This is a genomic window from Pandoraea capi (genome assembly GCF_902459735.1).
GTDB classification, from domain to species: domain Bacteria; phylum Pseudomonadota; class Gammaproteobacteria; order Burkholderiales; family Burkholderiaceae; genus Pandoraea; species Pandoraea capi.
This window is the reverse complement of the sequence record NZ_CABPRV010000002.1, coordinates 617,932-634,839: the sequence shown is the minus strand read 5'-3', so window position 1 is coordinate 634,839 and position 16,908 is coordinate 617,932. Positions and strand designations below refer to the sequence as shown.

Sequence of the window (16,908 nt, the reverse complement as noted above, 5' to 3'; positions counted from 1 at the left end):
ACACGTTTTTATCGTCGTTACCGTTCCAGCATGGCCACCACGCCCTGACCGCCGGCGGCGCAGATGGAGATGAGGCCGCGTCCGCCACCGCGTTGCGCGAGCAACTTGGCGAGCGTGGCGAGAATGCGTCCGCCGGTCGCTGCGAACGGGTGGCCGCAGGCGAGCGAGCTGCCGTGCACGTTGAGACGCTGGCGGTCGATACTGCCCAGTGGCGCGGCCAGTCCGAGTTTGTCTCGGCAGTACGTGGGGTCTTCCCAGGCTTTCAACGTGCACAGCACCTGCGCTGCGAACGCCTCGTGAATCTCGTAGAAATCGAAGTCCTGCAACGTGAGTCCGGCCTGCGCCAGCATGCGCGGCACGGCGTAGGCGGGGGCCATCAGCAGCCCTTCGCGTTGTGACTCATCGGCATTGAAGAAGTCGACGGCAGCCGTTTGCGAATACGTCAGATAGGCGAGCACAGGGATGTTGTGCGCCTTTGCCCAGTCCTCGCTCGCGAGGAGCACACACGACGCGCCGTCGGTCAGCGGGGTCGAGTTGCCTGCCGTGAGCGTGCCTGTCGCGCTGCGGTCGAAAACCGGCTTGAGGCTCGCGAGCTTTTCGAGCGTCAGTTCAGGACGCAGGTTGTTGTCGCGTTGCAGGCCCCGGAACGGCGTCATCAGATCGAGGAAAAAGCCACGGTCATAGGCCTGCGCCAGATGTTCGTGGCTGGCGAGCGTGAGTTCGTCCTGTGCGGCGCGCACGATTGCCCAGTGCTGGGCCATCAACTCGCAATGCTCGCCCATCGACAGGCCCGTGCGCGGCTCGCCGTTGCGGGGCAGGGCCGGGCTGAACAGCATTCCCGGCCGCACCTTCGCCAGCGCGCCGAGCTTGCCGCCCGTGCTGCGCTGACGGTTCGCTTCGAGCAGGATCTTGCGCAGTTTTTCGTTGACGCCGATGGGGGCGTCCGATGCCGTGTCGACACCGCCCGCGATGGCCACGTCGATCTGCCCGAGGGCGATCTTGTTGCCGGTGAGGATGGCGGTCTCCAGCCCGGTGCCGCAGGCTTGCTGCACGTCATAGGCGGGTGTTTGCGCGGCGAGCGTGGTCGACAGCACGGACTCTCGCGTCAGATTGAAGTCGCGGGCGTGCTTGAGGACTGCGCCTGCAGCGACTTCGCCCAGCGTCTGACCGTGCAGGTCGAAGCGGTCGACGAGGCCTTGAATCGCGGCCGTGAGCATGTCCTGATTCGATGCGGTGGCGTAGGCGGTGTTCGAGCGTGCAAACGGAATGCGATTGCCGCCAAGAATGGCGACGCGCCGCAGTGCAGGGGCGGGCGCGGTAGGTTTGATGGCGCTCATGTCAGGTCCGTCAGGTTCGTCAGATCCGGGGTGGCGGCGGATGCCGAGGGGGCGAGAGGTTGCCAGCGTCCGCGCAGATGCGGGACAGTGCCCGCAGCGTCGCGCAGTTCGAAGCGTTCAGCGTCTGCGGCGCGCCAGAAAGTGACGTCGCCGGGGAGCAGCACTGGCGTCTTGAATTCCACAAGGAGATCGAGGTCGGCCGCGCCGGGCGGCAACACGGCGGCGAGCGTTCTCGCGAAGCTCCACATGCCGTGGATGATCGGCCTGGGAAAGCCGAACAGCTTCGCCGTGAGCGGCCACAGATGGATCGGGTTGTAGTCGCCCGAGATGCGCGCGTACTGGCGGCCGAGGTCCGCCGGGACCGCCCACGCGGCGTCTCGGGTCAGCGTGTCGTCCGCACTGAGTTCGGATCGATAAGGCACGCCGAGGGCGTTGTGAACGCCGGTTCTCAGGTACAGACTCTCGCCCGTCCACACGATACGGTTGTCCCGTCGCGCTGTGGTGACGACGGTGAACACCTGCCCCTTGTCATGCGCGTACAGCGGGCCGCAGCGCACGTCGAGCGTCAGACGGTCGCCGACGGCGAGCGCGGCATGCTGCCGGATGCGATTGGCCAGGTGGACCATGCCGAGCATGGCGAACGGAAAGGCGCGGTCCGTCATGAGCAACATGTGCAGCGGAAACGCAAGCAGGTGCGGCCAGGTGGGCGGTACGCCGTCTGCCTCACGAAAGCCACACAGACGCGCGTAGCGGGCGATGTCGTCGGCATCGAGCGGCACGTTGCGGCGCTCGAACGCCAGCAAGGGCATCGGCTGCGCCCGCGATGATTTGCGCGACGACAGTAACGCTCGCAGATACAGATGCAGCGGCGAGGACAGATAGGTGACTTGTGTCACTCGCTGGACGGGGACGACGTCGCTATCTGGGCGGTCGGGGCGATCGGCTCGGTCATTGGGCATCGTCAGGCTCCGAGCAGGCTCTGACCGCACACGCGCACGACTTGTCCGGTCAGCGCGCCCGAGGCCGGATGCGCCAGCCACGCGATGGTCTCGGCGACGTCGACCGGCTGGCCGCCCTGGCCGAGCGAATTCATGCGGCGTCCGGCTTCGCGGATGGCGAACGGCACGGCGGCGGTCATCTGCGTCTCGATGAATCCGGGCGCGACGGCGTTGAGGCTGATCTGACGCCCGGCGAGCACCGGCGCCCACGCCTCGACCATGCCGATCACGGCCGCTTTCGAGGCGGCGTAATTCGTCTGCCCGCGATTGCCGGCAATGCCGCTGATCGACGCCACGCCCACGATCCGGCTGTTGGTGCGCAGCACGCCCGCATCGAGCAACGCGGCGTTGAGACGCTGAGGGGCGCCGACGTTGATGTCCAGCACGCTTTGCCACTGCGCGTCGCTCATGCGAACGAGTGTCTTGTCGCGCGCGATGCCGGCGTTATGCACGAGAATGTCCAGCCCGTGCGGCGCATGCGTCGACAGATGCGCCAGCAGCACGGCGGCCGCCTCGGGCGCGGCGATGTCGCACGTCAAGGCGCTGCCGTCGAGGCGGGTGGCGACGGTCGTGAGCGCGTCCTGTGCGGCGGGGATGTCGACGCAGACCACATGTGCGCCGTCACGCGCCAACACGGTAGCGATGGCTTCACCGATGCCACGCGCCGCGCCGGTCACGACAGCCACCTGCCCGGCGAGCGGGCGTTGGTCGCGCATCGGTGGCGTCTCGAACACGGGGGCTTGCAGCGTGACGGCCTGACCGCTCACGTAAGCCGCGCGAGGGGAGAGGAAGAAGCGCAGGGTCGAGTGCAAGGCTTCACGGGCCTGCGGGGCAACGTAGAGCAGTTGCGCTGTCGCCCCCCGCTTGAGTTCTTTGGCGAGCGAGCGCACGAAGCCTTCCAGCGCCCGCTGCGCCGTGCTGGCCGGCGGCGTTGCGGCCATCGTCGGCGGCAGGCCCAGCACGAGCACACGTGCGCATCGGTCGAGTGAGGCGAGGGTATCGTGGAAGAAGGCGTACAACGCGCGCAGGTCGTCGGTGTTGTCGATGGCGCTGGCGTCGAACAGCAAGGCCTTCGGACGGACGCCTTCGCTCGGGTTGAACCGTCCGCTCATCGTGCCTGCCTTGTTGGCGTATGAGATCCAGTCGAGCCGCTCGGCGTGCGCGAGGCTCGGCACACCCAGCCAATGCAGTTCACGCGCGAGCCCGGGGAGCAGCGGCGCGTCGCCCGCGCCGCCGACGACGGCCAGTGGCGCGGCAACGGGACGCGCCTCGGCAACGTCGTCGCCGTATTCCGGCATGCGCTCCAGCGGCACGGGGCGCGGCAGGCCGAGCGCGTTGGCAAGGCGGCTACCTACTGCGGAGTTGGCGAAGGCAAGGTATCGGTCGGACGTCGTCACGGCGAGCAAATCCTCCAGGTATTCGGTGTCGGGGGTATCGTCAGAAGCGTGGGCTCACGACGTGAGCGCTTCGTCCGCCGGTGTCGGTTGCTGGGCTTGTCGCATGTCGGCCGCGCGCCCGAAGTCGGCCGGGAAGTCGTCGACGGCGACAGCTTTCGCGGCGTAATCGGCGTACTGCACCAGCAAACGGCGCTCCTCGTCGCTCACCAGTTGCAGCTTCGCGGCGTGTTCGACCCAGGCGGTGAATTCGGGCAGGCTCTGCGGCATGACCGGCAGACGGCCGTCCTTGATCGCCGTGCGCAGACGTTGCTCGATGACGGTGACCTGCGGCGTCATCTGGAAGACGATTTCGCCGTAGGCCAGATCGTCGACCTCGGGGCTCGGCGAGTAGCTGCCGGCGATGAGGCGCTCGCGGGCGTCGCCCGGCGTCTGCATGATCTCGGCGACGCGCGCGGCCAGCGCATCGGACGGTTTGGCATACGGCAGGCCGAGCGGCATGAGTTTCCAGTGCATCCACCACGCCACGCCGCGCGAGGGGTAGTTCGCGAGCACACCTTCGAACGCTTCACGGGCTTGCCAGAGAGCGTCCTGCGCGGCCCAGTGCACGAGCGGCAGGTCGGCTTCGGGGCGGCCCTCGTCTTCAAAACGCTTGAGCGTGGCGGTGAGCAGGAAGAGCTGGGAGAGGATGTCGCCGAGGCGTCCGGTAATGCTCTCGCGACGCTTGAGCGAACCGCCGAGGACAGCCATCGACACGTCGGCGGCAATGGCGAGCAGCGTCGACATGCGGTTCGCGGCGCGATAGTACGCGTGCAATTCGGGGGCGGCGTTCGACGGGACGGCGGAGAAGCGGGCATGCGTGATGCCTTGCAGCGCGCCGCGCACGATGTTGCTCGTGACGAAAGTCAGATGGCCGAAGAGCGCATCGTCGAAGGCGCGTACGGCGGCGGTGTCGTCGGTCGTCTGCGCGGCGGCCAGCTCCTTGAGCACGTACGGATGGCAGCGAATCGCACCCTGGCCGAAGATCATCAGGCAGCGCGTCATGATGTTCGCGCCTTCGACGGTGATCGACACCGGAATCTGCTGATAGGCGCGCGCGAGGAAGTTGTTCGGGCCCATGCAGATGCCCTTGCCCGCAACGACGTCCATGCCGTCGTTCACGACCTTTCGCGCACGTTCGGTCACGTGGTACTTCGCAATGGCCGAGATCACTGACGGCTTCTCGCCGAGATCGACGGCGAGCGCGGCCATACGACGCGCTGCGTCCATCGCATACAGGTTGCCGGCCATGCGCGCGAGCGCTTCCTGCACGCCTTCGAACTTGCCGATGGGGGTGCGGAACTGGCGGCGCACGGCGGCGTAGGCGCCAGTCGCGCGCACGGCAATCTTCGAGTAGCCTACGTTGGAGGAGGGCAGCGAGATGGCTCGGCCGGCGGCCAGACATTCCATCAGCATGCGCCAGCCCTTGCCGACTTGTGCCTGTCCGCCGATCACCCATTCCAGCGGAATGAAGACGTCCTTGCCGGAGTTCGGGCCGTTCTGGAAGACGGCGTTCAGCGGCCAGTGACGGCGTCCGATGACGACGCCCGGATGCGTCGTCGGGATCAGCGCACACGTGATGCCGGGTTCGTCGTCGTCGCTCAGCAGATGTTCCGGGTCGAGCGCGCGAAAGGCGAGGCCGAGCACGGTCGCAATGGGGCCGAGCGTGATGTAACGCTTGCTCCAGGTGACGCGAAAGCCCAGCGTTTCGCGTCCCTCATGCGTGCCGCGGCAGACGATGCCCACGTCAGGAATGGCGGCGGCGTCCGAGCCGGCGTAGGGGCTCGTGAGGGCGAAGCAGGGAATCTCCTCACCCTTGGCCAGACGCGGCAGGTAATAGTTCTTCTGGTCCTCGGTGCCGTAGTGCAGCAGCAGTTCCGCGGGACCCAGCGAGTTCGGCACCATGACCGAGACAGCGGCGGCCGAGCAGCGCGACGCCAGCTTCATCACGACCTGAGAGTGTGCATAGGCGGAGAATTCGAGGCCACCGTAGCGCTTGGGGATGATCATGCCGAGAAAGCCGGCGTCCTTCGCGTATTGCCACGCCTTGGGCGGAAGGTCTTGCCAGACTTGCGTGCTTTCCCAGTCGTTGGACAGGTCGCACAGATGCTCGACCTGATTGTCCATGAAGGCTTGTTCGTCGGCGCTGAGCGCCGGGGCAGGCAGTGCCGCAAACTTGCTCCAGTCCGGGCGGCCGGAGAACAGGTCGGCATCCCACCAGACGGTGCCGGCCTCGATGGCATCTTTTTCGGTATCCGACATTTCCGGCATGATGGTCCTGAACTTGGCGAGCATCGGCGCAGTGACCCATGCACGGCGCAGCGGGCCGATGGACAGGATCAGGGCAGGCAGCACGAAGACGATGCCTAGCACGGCGGTCGCGACGATGCCCGTCAACCCGCAGGCAAGGCCCGCGCCGACCCACAGCACGGTCGCAATCAACCATTGCCAGGCATGCGCACGATAGAACAGCAGGGCGCTCACGCCCACGACAAACGCGAGAATCCATACGACCATCATTTGCTCCTCCCTTTGGGTTCAGCTCGCCGGAAAGCGCCATCGCGCCTGCCGTCGCGCAGCGCATGAACCCCGATGGGCGAATGCGTTGCGCGTGCGTGCTGTCGTCCTCATGCCGTCTACCGGATTTCGCTGGCGTTGCGCGCAGTTGGAATTGGTGACGGCGTTTTTATTGGATCGTTCGGCGATGTATTGGTGCGCCGGGAATTCGAGTAAAGCGTCGAATCTCGAAACTTCAGGGGCATGGCAATGCAACTGCCCCGCAGTGCTGACGGGTGAGGCAGAACCGCTGCGCGTCTCGTGCAGCGGCACTGGCCGGAGGGATCAGGCGCTCGCGAGCGACAGGCCCTCGTCGTTGGCTTGCGGCGTCGACGCGCCGGACACTTGTCCTGCCTCGCGCGGCGGTGTGACGTCGGCGTCCTTCGCCAGCGCAAAGACGGCGGCGAAGCTTGCGAGTTGTTCTTCGCCCGGCATCGGCGCCTTGAGCGCGGCGACCATGAGCGCGGTCAGCCTTGCCACGACTTGTAGGTCGCCCATCGGCTGGCCCTGAGCGAAGGTGTCGATGAGGCGCGACGTGTCGCTGCTGGCGAGCACGCCGGAGAGTGCCTGCAAAGCGAAATGAAGACGCCAGCCAAGCTCCTGCCTCGGCAGTTCCGGCAGCGCGCGTGCGAAGGCCTCGAAGAAGCGCTCGAAGACCGGGGCGTAATGCTGTTGCAGATAGTCGCGAATGAAGGGCGAAGGATCGGCGTACACGCGCCCGAGCAGTCGCAGGAACGCCGGACCGCCGATGTCGCGATGATGGGAGATGGCCAGTGCCGGGATGAACATGGCGCCGAGCACGTGCTCGCAGGTCAGCTTCGGGGCAGGCCACTCGGCTTCGGCGCGAGTGAGCAGCGCCAGACGCTCGTCGTTGAGCCGGTCGAGCCGGCGCGAAAGCATGGCTTGCAGCAACGTTTCCTTGCTGCCGAAGTGATAGTTGACGGCGGCCAGATTGACCTCGGCGCGCGAGGTGATCTGGCGCAGCGACATGGCTTCGTAGCCGAATTCGATGAACAGGTCTTCCGCGGCATCGAGGATGCGCAGCTTGGTGTCGCCGGCTTGGCGGCCGGTTGGGGCGCGAGGACTCACGACGTACCTCCAGTGAGACGCGGCACCACGCCGCGTCGTCTCAAGGAACCGATGTTTCATTCAAACGTTCGATTGAATCCTAGGCGGTTGGCGGACGTCTCCCAAGCGATATTTATGGATTGCATCCTCTAAAGCTTTGGCTGAGACAAGCGGGGCGGGGCTTTGCGCGATAACGCGCGTTGAACCTGTGCAGGGATGGAAAGGTCTGATTTCCGTGCTTTCCTGCCGGAAAGTCTAGGGGCGGGACAATAGTTTGCTAGAATGTCCCGCTTTGTGTGCAAGACCGTTTTGGCGCTAACCCGATTTATCGGGTGCGGAGGGAAGCCGGCGTCGTATCGTCGGTTCCGGCCCAAGGTTGATTAACTGACAGGGTCCGCTTGCGGCATTCCCTCGCCGCAACACAGAACGACCCTCTGGATGGACGAATATCCTCATGACTATCGCTGTTGAAAACCTCGGCAAGCTCGAGCGTCGCTTTACCATCACCCTGCCGAAGCAGGACGTTGAAAAAGAAGTTGCAGCGCGCATTCAGAAGCTGTCGAAGACGGTCCGTATGCCGGGCTTCCGTCCGGGCAAGGTGCCGCTGAAGATGGTCACCCAGCAATACGGTGGTCAGGTCGAAGCCGAAGTCGTCAGCGACAAGGTCGGCCAGCAATTCTTCGAAGTCAGCAAGGAACAGGATCTGCGCGTGGCCGGTCAGCCGAGCTTCGCCCCGAAGGCCGACGCCGCTGCGACCGATTACGCATTCGACGCCACGTTCGAAGTCTATCCGGAAGTGAAGATCGGCGATCTGGCCACGGCAGAAGTGAGCCGCACCACGACCGATGTCTCGGAAGCCGAGATCGATCGCACCATCGACATCCTGCGTAAGCAGCGCGTGCACTATCACGTGCGCGGCGAAGCCGGCGCCCATGGCGACGGCGGCTCGGTCGAAGCCAAGGACGGCGATCGCGTGACGGTCGACTTCGTCGGCAAGATCGACGGTGAAGTGTTCGCAGGCGGCAGCGCCGAAGACTTCGTCTTCGTGCTGGGCGAAGGCCGCATGCTCCCTGAATTCGAAACGGCAACGCTGGGCCTGAAGGTCGGCGAGTCGAAGGAATTCGAACTGAAGTTCCCGGACGAGTACCACGGCAAGGAAGTGGCCGGTAAGACCGCCACGTTCACCGTCACGCTCAAGAAGGTCGAGTGGGCGCACCTGCCGGAAGTCGACGGCGAATTCGCCAAGTCGCTCGGCATCGCCGACGGCAGCATCGAAAAGATGCGCGCCGACATCAAGGAAAACCTGTCGCGCGAAGTGAAGCGTCGCACGCAGGCTCTCCTCAAGGATCAGGTCATGAACGCCCTGATCTCGGTGTCGGAACTCGACGTGCCGAACGCGCTGGTGGCTCAGGATCAGGAGCGTCTGGTGGCCATGGCTCGTCAGGACCTCGCACAACGCGGCGTGCCGAACGCCGGCAATGTGCCGATTCCGGCTGAGATGTTCAAGGAACAGGCCGAGCGTCGCGTGAAGTTGGGTCTGATCCTGGCCGAGCTGGTCAAGCAAAACGACCTGCAAGCGAAGCCGGACCAGATCAAGGCCGAAGTCGAGGAGTTCGCGAAGAGCTACGAAGACCCGCAAGAAGTCGTCCGCTGGTACTATGGCGATCAGCAGCGCATGGCGGAAATGGAAGGTTTCGTCGTCGAGAACAACGTGGTCGAGTTCGTCCTTGGCAAGGCCAAGGTGACCGACAAGCAAGTTAGCTTCGAAGAGCTGGCCGGCAACACGCAATCCTGATCGAACGCGACACGACCGACTGAACCGCCGCGGCCGCAAGGCCGTGGCGGTTCTTTTCCAAATGGCCTCCGGGCTTCCTCCTTGCGGCGCGCAAAACCATCTCGATAGAAGGGTCGAACCGATATGATTACCCGTTCCGAATTGCTCGCCCAACTCGCCTCCCAGACGCACAACTCCGCTCTCGACACGCAAGGCCTTGGCCTCGTGCCGATGGTCGTCGAGCAAAGTGGTCGTGGTGAGCGCGCTTACGACATCTATTCGCGACTCCTCAAGGAGCGCATCATTTTCATGGTTGGCGAGGTCAACGACCAAAGCGCCAACCTCGTCGTCGCCCAATTGCTGTTCCTCGAGAGCGAAAATCCTGACAAGGAAATCTCGATGTACATCAACTCACCGGGCGGTTCCGTCTCGGCAGGTCTGGCGATCTACGACACGATGAAGTTCATCAAGCCGCCGGTCTCGACGCTGTGCCTCGGTATGGCTGCCAGCATGGGCGCCTTCCTGCTCGCCGCCGGTGAGAAGGGCAAGCGCTTCGCGCTGCCGAACGCACGCATCATGATCCACCAGCCGCTGGGCGGCGCTCGCGGTCAGGCATCGGACATCGAGATTCACGCCAAGGAAATCCTTTTGCTCAAGGATCGGTTGAATCGTCTGCTGGCCGAGAACACCGGGCAGTCGCTCGAAGTGATCGCGCGCGACACCGATCGCGACAACTTCAAGTCGGCGGCCGATGCTGTCGAGTATGGGTTGATCGATCGCGTGCTCGAAAAGCGTCCCTGATTCGGACCCGAATTCGGGGCGCCTGACGGCAAAATCGTTGGCGCGACACCTGGCATTTTCGTTTCGGGAAGCAGGGTGATCGCGCCAAGTCTTTGTCGTAAAAGGGAATTTATGGCTGTCGCGAGTGGGCCACACGCTCGTACGGCATGGCGTTACAATGGGATTCACGTATGCCGCGTTTGCCGCCCCCGACGGGGGACGACCGGGGCGCAAATTGCTAGCAGGCTGACACAGATATGGTGGATAAAAAAAGCACTTCCAACGGCGAAAAGCTGCTCTACTGCTCCTTCTGCGGAAAGAGCCAGCACGAGGTAAAGAAGCTCATCGCAGGTCCGTCCGTGTTCATTTGCGACGAGTGCATTGATCTGTGCAACGAGATTATTCGCGACGAGGCCGCAGCGGCCGAAGACGAGAATGGCAGCGGCGCCAAGTCCGATTTGCCGTCTCCGCAGGAAATTCGCGAGAGTCTCGATCAATACGTGATCGGTCAGGACCGTGCCAAGAAGATTCTGGCCGTTGCGGTCTACAACCATTACAAGCGATTGAAACACCTCGGCGACAAGCGCGACGAGGTCGAGCTTTCCAAGAGCAACATCTTGCTGATCGGGCCGACCGGTTCGGGCAAGACGCTGCTCGCGCAAACGCTCGCGCGTTTGCTCAACGTGCCCTTCGTGATTGCCGACGCCACCACACTGACCGAAGCCGGTTACGTGGGTGAGGACGTCGAAAACATCATTCAGAAGCTCCTGCAGAACTGCAACTACGAGATCGAGCAGGCGCAGAAGGGTATCGTCTACATCGACGAAATCGACAAGATCAGCCGCAAGTCGGACAATCCGTCGATTACGCGTGACGTGTCGGGCGAAGGCGTGCAACAGGCGCTGCTCAAGCTGGTTGAAGGCACGATGGCTTCGGTGCCCCCGCAGGGCGGCCGCAAGCACCCGAACCAGGATTTCATCCAGGTCGACACGACGAACATCCTGTTCATTTGCGGCGGTGCGTTCGATGGTCTTGAAAAGATCATCATGAACCGTACCGAGAAGACCGGTATCGGCTTCGGTGCGACGGTGAAGACCGGTGAAGAGCGCGACGCAGGCGAACTGCTGCGCGACGTCGAACCGGAAGATCTGATCAAGTTCGGCCTGATTCCGGAACTGATCGGTCGTCTGCCGGTGGTTGCCACGTTGGGTAAGCTTGATGAAGAAGCGTTGGTGACGATCCTGATCGAACCGAAGAACGCACTGGTCAAGCAGTATCAGCGTCTGTTCCTGATGGAAGGCGTGGAACTGGAAATTCGTCCGGCGGCGCTGCACGCGGTGGCTCGCAAGGCCATCAAGCGCAAGACCGGCGCTCGCGGCCTGCGTTCGATCATCGAACAAGCGCTGCTGGAAGTGATGTACGAGTTGCCGTCGCTCAAGGGGGTAACCAAAGTGATCCTGGATGAGAATGCGATCAGCGGCGACGGGAAGCCGCTCTTGATCTATCAGGAGTCGCCGAAGGTTGCCGGTTCCAATTGAACGGTCAACTCAGCGCTACCCTAAGCCGTTCATGGAAACATGGACGGCTTTTTTTCCTTCATACTAGTGCCACGGGCAATGAAACCCCGAGTGGTGCAACTTGTTGGCGAAAGGGCGTGTTCAGCCCCTTGTAATTCTCGCCGGCGGCCTCAATTAGCTGGAACACAACGGTATCGTTAAATATGGGGAACGAGATGTCAGGCACCCAAATCCTCCCGCCCGAAGCGATTCAACTGCCCCTGTTGCCTCTGCGCGACGTGGTCGTGTTTCCGCACATGGTGATTCCCCTTTTCGTGGGGCGTCCGAAATCGATTAAGGCGCTTGAAACCGCGATGGAAGGCGGCAAGCACATCATGCTAGTCGCGCAGAAAGCCGCGGCCAAGGATGAGCCCACGGCCAAGGATCTCTATGAGATCGGCTGCGTGGCGAACATCCTGCAAATGCTCAAATTGCCCGACGGCACCGTCAAGGTGCTGGTCGAGGGTATCCAGCGCGCCCGCACCCTGAGTGTGGACGAAGAGGAAACCCAGTTCACGTCGGAAGTCATGCCGCTCGAACCGGATGACGGCAACTCGCCGGAATCCGAGGCGCTGCGTCGCGCGATCGTCGCGCAGTTCGATCAGTACGTGAAGCTCAACAAGAAGATTCCGCCGGAGATCCTGACGTCGCTGTCGGGGATCGACGAAGCGGGTCGTCTGGCTGACACCATCGCTGCGCATCTGCCGCTCAAGCTCGAGCAGAAGCAGAAGATTCTGGAGATGTTCCCGGTCATCGAACGTCTGGAGCATCTGCTGGCTCAGCTCGAAAGCGAGATCGACATTCTTCAGGTCGAAAAGCGCATCCGCGGCCGCGTGAAGCGTCAGATGGAAAAGAGCCAGCGCGAGTACTACCTGAACGAGCAGGTCAAGGCGATCCAGAAGGAACTTGGCGAAGGCGAGGAAGGTGCGGATCTCGAAGAACTCGAGAAGCGCATCAAGGCCGCGCACTTGCCCAAGGAAGCCAAGAAGAAGGCCGACGCCGAACTCAAGAAGCTCAAGCTGATGTCGCCGATGTCGGCGGAAGCCACGGTCGTGCGTAACTACATCGACACGCTGGTCGGTCTGCCGTGGCGCAAGAAGAGCAAGGTCAACAACGACCTGTCGAACGCCGAGAAGGTGCTCGACGAAGACCACTTCGGTCTCGAGAAGGTCAAGGAACGTATCCTTGAGTATCTTGCTGTGCAACAGCGCGTGGACAAGGTGAAGGCGCCGATCCTGTGCCTCGTGGGGCCCCCCGGCGTGGGCAAGACCTCGCTCGGTCAGTCGATCGCGCGTGCGACGAACCGCAAGTTCGTGCGCATGGCGTTGGGCGGTGTGCGTGACGAGGCCGAGATTCGCGGTCACCGTCGCACGTACATCGGTTCGATGCCCGGCAAGATCCTTCAGAGCCTGTCCAAGGTCGCCGTGCGTAACCCGCTGTTCCTGCTCGACGAAGTGGACAAGATGGGCATGGACTTCCGCGGCGATCCCAGCTCGGCGTTGCTCGAAGTGCTCGATCCGGAACAGAACCACACGTTCTCGGATCACTACGTCGAAGTCGACTTCGATCTGTCGGACGTGATGTTCGTGGCGACGTCGAACTCGCTGAACATTCCGGCGCCGCTGCTCGACCGTATGGAAGTGATCCGCCTGTCGGGCTACACGGAAGACGAAAAGGTCAACATCGCCCAGCGTTATCTCCTGCCGAAGCAGAAGAAGAACAACGGGTTGAAGGAAGGCGAGATCGATCTGACGGAAGCCGCGATTCGCGACATCATTCGTTACTACACGCGTGAAGCGGGCGTGCGTTCGCTCGAGCGTGAGATCTCGAAGATCTGCCGCAAGGTCGTGAAGATGTTGCTGCTCAAGAAGGTCGATGGCTCGTCGATCAAGGTCGATGCGGGCAACCTCGATAACTTCCTGGGCGTGCGCAAGTTCGACTTCGGTCTGGCCATGAAGGAAAACCAGATCGGCCAGGTCACGGGACTGGCGTGGACGGAAGTGGGCGGCGATCTGCTGACCATCGAAGCTGCGCTGATGCCGGGCAAGGGCAACATCATTCGCACGGGTTCGCTCGGCGACGTGATGAAGGAGTCGGTCGAAGCGGCCCGCTCGGTGGTGCGTTCGCGTGCACGTCGCCTCGGTGTGACCGACGAGCAGTTCGAGAAGAAGGACATCCACATCCACGTGCCCGAAGGCGCGACGCCGAAGGACGGTCCGTCTGCCGGTATCGCGATGACGACGGCGCTCGTGTCGGTGCTGACCGGAATTCCGGTGCGTGCCGATGTGGCGATGACCGGCGAAATCACGCTGCGTGGCGAAGTGCTGCCGATCGGCGGCCTCAAGGAGAAGTTGCTTGCGGCTCACCGCGGCGGTATCAAGCTGGTGTTGATTCCGGAAGAGAACGTGAAGGATCTCGCCGAGATTCCCGACACGGTCAAGAACGCGCTGGAGATCGTGCCGGTGCGCTGGATCGACAAGGTGCTGGAGCGCGCACTGGAGCATGCGCCGACGCCGCTGCCGGAAGAGGAAGCCAAGGCTGCACCGGTCACGCCGAATGCGGATGCCAGCGGTAAGCAGGACGTCATCAAGCACTGATCGCTGTTTTCATCGGGTGAGTGATCGCAGGTCGGGTCACTGCCCGGTGAAAAAATGCGCAAAAAGCTCGGGGTTTTCCCCGGGCTTTTTTTTATTGACGCAATGTGCTCGAAAATAGCGACCGGAAAGCATTGATTCAGGAGTGCTTCCGATGCCGTCCAGAGGCCGCAAAACGGCTTGACATCAGGGTTTGCGGCTTGTCTAATGGCAAAGCCAGCGGACCTCTCAGATCAATGTCAAGGCGCATCAAGAGCGCCTCCGCGGCTCAATCGCCTACTATCCTTGCAAGGGGGTTACAGTGAATAAGACGGAACTGATCGATCACATCGCAAAAGAGGCAGACGTTTCGAAAGCCGCTGCCGGTCGAGCACTTGACGCATTGGTGGGTGCAGTAAAGAAGTCGCTGAAAAAAGGTGACGATGTGACGCTGGTTGGCTTTGGCACCTTTTACGTTACGAAGCGCGCTGCCCGAACGGGCCGCAATCCTCGCACTGGGGAAGCCATCAAGATCAAGGCGGCAAAGGTTCCGAAATTTCGCCCTGGCAAAGATCTCAAAGATAATGTAAACTAACGAGCTTTCCTGCTTCGGCAGGAGGCAGTAACAACAAGACAAAATCAGGAACGGGTGCTTAGCTCAGTTGGTAGAGCGGCGCCCTTACAAGGCGTAGGTCGGGGGTTCGAGCCCCTCAGCACCCACCAGTTCCAGATCTTGGGGAGCGGTAGTTCAGTTGGTTAGAATACCGGCCTGTCACGCCGGGGGTCGCGGGTTCGAGCCCCGTCCGCTCCGCCAAATTGTGAAAAGGCGAACTTCGGTTCGCCTTTTTTGCCATATAGCGTCATAAAACGCATCCAGACGACTCTTCCGATTTCGTATGTTCGACTTCATTCGCCGACATCAACGCTTGGTCCTCATCTTCCTGACGGTGCTGATTGTCCCGTCGTTCGTGGTGTTTGGCGTGCATGGCTGGCAGGAATACGCCTCGGATGCCGGTACGATTGCCAAGGTCGGCGATCAGACCGTGACGCGTCAGGAGTACGACAGCGTGCTGCGCGCACAGACCGAACGCATGCAGCAGATGTTTGGTGGCGCCGTCGATGCGAGCCAGATCAACACGCCGGAAATGCGCAGCGCAGTGCTCGATAACCTGATTCAGCAGAAGCTGCTCACGCAGGAAACGCTGAAGAAGAATCTGTCGGTGCCCGACGCTCAGGTGCGCGATGCGCTGCTGGCCATTCCCGCGATCGCGCAGATGCGTCGCCCGGATGGTTCGATCGATCAAGCCGCTTACGAGCAACTGCTGTCTGCACAGAATCTGACGCCGCAGCGTCTCGAAGCGCAGATCCGTTTCGAGCTGGCATCGAACCAGTTGCCTTCGAGCGTGCAGGCGAGCGCCATGTTGCCGAAGACGGTGGTGGATCGTTTCGCGCAACTGCGTTCGCAACAGCGTGACGTTGCGGCGCTCGACTTCCCGCTGTCGGACTACGCAAGCAAGATCGTGCCGACGCAGCAACAGATTCAGGCGTACTACGACGCACATCAGGCGGCTTTCCGCACGCCGGAATCCGCCGAGATTCAGTACGTCGTGCTCGACCCGAAGGCCATGCCGACGTCGGCGCAGGCAGCACCGAGCGACGATGCACTGCGTAAGATGTACAACGACAATCTGAAGCAGTACACGACGCAGGAAGAGCGCCGTGCCTCGCACATCCTGATCGCATCGCCGGCGGATGCCTCGCCCGCCGACCATGCGAAGGCGAAGGCCAAGGCCGAAGCCATCCTCGCGCAGATCAAGAAGAACCCGAACGACTTCGCCAAGCTCGCCAGCGAGAACTCGGAAGACCCGGGCTCGAAGGCCAATGGCGGCGATCTGGGCTTTTTCGCGCGCGACGCGATGGTCAAGCCGTTTGCCGATGCCGCTTTCTCGCTCAAGGGCGAAGGCGACATCAGCGATGTCGTGAAAAGCGATTTCGGCTATCACATCATCAAGCTGACGGGCATCAAGCCGTCGCAGACCAAGTCGTTCGATGAAGTGAAGTCGCAGCTGGCCGATCAGTATCGTCAGCAGGAAGCTGCCAAGAGCTACGCCAAGCTTGCCGACCAGTTCACGAACTCGGTGTACGAGCAGCCTGACAGCCTGCAACCGGTGGCCGACAAGCTGAACCTCAAGGTGCAGACCGCGAAGGTGACGCGCACGCCGGACGCTGCGCTGGCCCAGAGCCCGCTTGGTAACGAGAAACTGCTCAAGGCCGTATTCGGCGACGAGTCGCTCAAGAACAAGCGCAACACCGAAGCCGTGGATGTCGGTCAGGGTGTGCTGGTGTCCGCTCACGTGGTGAACTATCACCCGGCCGCGACGCCGCCGCTCGCACAGATCGAGGCACAGGTGAAGCAGATGGCGACTGCCGATCTGGCAGAGCAGGAAGCGAAGAAGGCTGGTGAAGCCAAGCTCGAAGCGCTCAAGAAGGGCGGTGACGCGGCGTTCGGCGCTGTGCAGACCGTCTCGCGTGACAATCCGGGCAAGCTTGCGCCCAGCGCCTTGACGGCCATCTTCAGTGCCGACACGAGCAAGCTGCCGGCCTATGTGGGCGTCGCGTTGGGCGAAGGTCAGGGCTACGCGGTGTATCGCATCAGCAAGGTATCGCAGCCGGCAGGGCAGGACGCGCAGCGTCTGGCCGCCGAAGCGCAGCAGCTCAGCCAGTTGGCGGCGCAAGCCGAGTGGAACGCATGGCTGGGTGACTTGCGCGCGCGTTCGAAGGTCAAGATCGTGAACGACGTGACGAAGTCGTCGGGCAACTGATCGCGGCACAC

11 protein-coding genes and 2 tRNA genes are annotated in these 16,908 nt (G+C 62.6%); 8 read left to right on the top strand and 5 right to left on the bottom strand.

Translation table 11 applies throughout. The annotated features are described in order from the left end of the window. Nucleotides 1-17: 17 nt before the first annotated feature. The 5 genes from PCA20602_RS06195 to PCA20602_RS06175 all read right to left on the bottom strand — a co-directional run bounded on the left by PCA20602_RS06195 (nucleotide 18) and on the right by PCA20602_RS06175 (nucleotide 7,413). Nucleotides 18-1,337: an acetyl-CoA C-acetyltransferase gene (locus PCA20602_RS06195; RefSeq protein WP_150720436.1), complete on the bottom strand. Its 1,320-nt coding sequence runs from the start codon at nucleotides 1,335-1,337 to the stop codon at nucleotides 18-20. Continuing rightward, nucleotides 1,334-2,296, bottom strand: a complete 963-nt coding sequence (locus PCA20602_RS06190) for a MaoC/PaaZ C-terminal domain-containing protein (protein ID WP_150720435.1) — start codon at nucleotides 2,294-2,296, stop codon at nucleotides 1,334-1,336. The genes PCA20602_RS06195 and PCA20602_RS06190 overlap by 4 nt, the downstream gene beginning before the upstream one ends. Nucleotides 2,297-2,298: 2 nt before the next feature. Then, entirely contained in the window at nucleotides 2,299-3,732 is a 1,434-nt protein-coding gene (locus PCA20602_RS06185; protein ID WP_150720434.1) for a 3-oxoacyl-ACP reductase, read from the bottom strand. A 54-nt stretch (nucleotides 3,733-3,786) separates the two neighbouring features. Next, nucleotides 3,787-6,285, bottom strand: a complete 2,499-nt coding sequence (locus PCA20602_RS06180; RefSeq protein WP_425495648.1) for an acyl-CoA dehydrogenase — start codon at nucleotides 6,283-6,285, stop codon at nucleotides 3,787-3,789. Between the two features lie 324 nt (nucleotides 6,286-6,609). Continuing rightward, entirely contained in the window at nucleotides 6,610-7,413 is an 804-nt protein-coding gene (locus PCA20602_RS06175; protein WP_150720432.1) for a TetR/AcrR family transcriptional regulator, read from the bottom strand. 433 nt (nucleotides 7,414-7,846) lie between these two features. On the opposite strand from PCA20602_RS06175, the gene tig reads away from it, so the two are divergent. From tig to PCA20602_RS06135, 8 genes are all read left to right on the top strand, one after another. Next, the gene (gene tig / locus PCA20602_RS06170; RefSeq protein ID WP_150720431.1) at nucleotides 7,847-9,187 is read left to right on the top strand and encodes a trigger factor; all 1,341 of its coding nucleotides are present in this window, start codon (nucleotides 7,847-7,849) and stop codon (nucleotides 9,185-9,187) included. A gap of 126 nt (nucleotides 9,188-9,313) precedes the next feature. Beyond that, nucleotides 9,314-9,967, top strand: coding sequence for an ATP-dependent Clp endopeptidase proteolytic subunit ClpP (clpP, locus tag PCA20602_RS06165; protein WP_044458178.1), 654 nt, complete (start codon nucleotides 9,314-9,316; stop codon nucleotides 9,965-9,967). 236 nt (nucleotides 9,968-10,203) lie between these two features. Then, complete coding sequence (gene clpX, locus PCA20602_RS06160) at nucleotides 10,204-11,484, top strand: ATP-dependent Clp protease ATP-binding subunit ClpX (protein WP_069343777.1); 1,281 nt, start codon at nucleotides 10,204-10,206, stop codon at nucleotides 11,482-11,484. Nucleotides 11,485-11,678: 194 nt separating this feature from the next. Then, nucleotides 11,679-14,099 (top strand): endopeptidase La, encoded by a 2,421-nt coding sequence (gene lon, locus PCA20602_RS06155; RefSeq protein ID WP_150720430.1) that lies wholly within the window; start codon nucleotides 11,679-11,681, stop codon nucleotides 14,097-14,099. Nucleotides 14,100-14,367: 268 nt separating this feature from the next. Then, nucleotides 14,368-14,670, top strand: a complete 303-nt coding sequence (locus PCA20602_RS06150; protein WP_484549318.1) for an HU family DNA-binding protein — start codon at nucleotides 14,368-14,370, stop codon at nucleotides 14,668-14,670. A 52-nt stretch (nucleotides 14,671-14,722) separates the two neighbouring features. Continuing rightward, a tRNA-Val gene (locus PCA20602_RS06145) sits at nucleotides 14,723-14,798 on the top strand. Nucleotides 14,799-14,812: 14 nt separating this feature from the next. Beyond that, nucleotides 14,813-14,889 (top strand) — tRNA-Asp (locus tag PCA20602_RS06140). Between the two features lie 82 nt (nucleotides 14,890-14,971). Continuing rightward, entirely contained in the window at nucleotides 14,972-16,897 is a 1,926-nt protein-coding gene (locus PCA20602_RS06135; protein WP_150720429.1) for a SurA N-terminal domain-containing protein, read from the top strand. Nucleotides 16,898-16,908: the final 11 nt, after the last annotated feature.

What these genes read in the sequence shown, in the direction of transcription:
- PCA20602_RS06190 (WP_150720435.1), bottom strand. Translation starts at nt 2,296, where the DNA reads ATGCCCAATGACCGAGCCGATCGCCCCGACCGCCCAGATAGCGACGTC.
- tig (WP_150720431.1), top strand. Translation starts at nt 7,847, where the DNA reads ATGACTATCGCTGTTGAAAACCTCGGCAAGCTCGAGCGTCGCTTTACC.
- PCA20602_RS06135 (WP_150720429.1), top strand. Translation starts at nt 14,972, where the DNA reads ATGTTCGACTTCATTCGCCGACATCAACGCTTGGTCCTCATCTTCCTG.
- PCA20602_RS06180 (WP_425495648.1), bottom strand. Translation starts at nt 6,285, where the DNA reads ATGGTCGTATGGATTCTCGCGTTTGTCGTGGGCGTGAGCGCCCTGCTG.
- PCA20602_RS06195 (WP_150720436.1), bottom strand. Translation starts at nt 1,337, where the DNA reads ATGAGCGCCATCAAACCTACCGCGCCCGCCCCTGCACTGCGGCGCGTC.
- clpX (WP_069343777.1), top strand. Translation starts at nt 10,204, where the DNA reads ATGGTGGATAAAAAAAGCACTTCCAACGGCGAAAAGCTGCTCTACTGC.
- lon (WP_150720430.1), top strand. Translation starts at nt 11,679, where the DNA reads ATGTCAGGCACCCAAATCCTCCCGCCCGAAGCGATTCAACTGCCCCTG.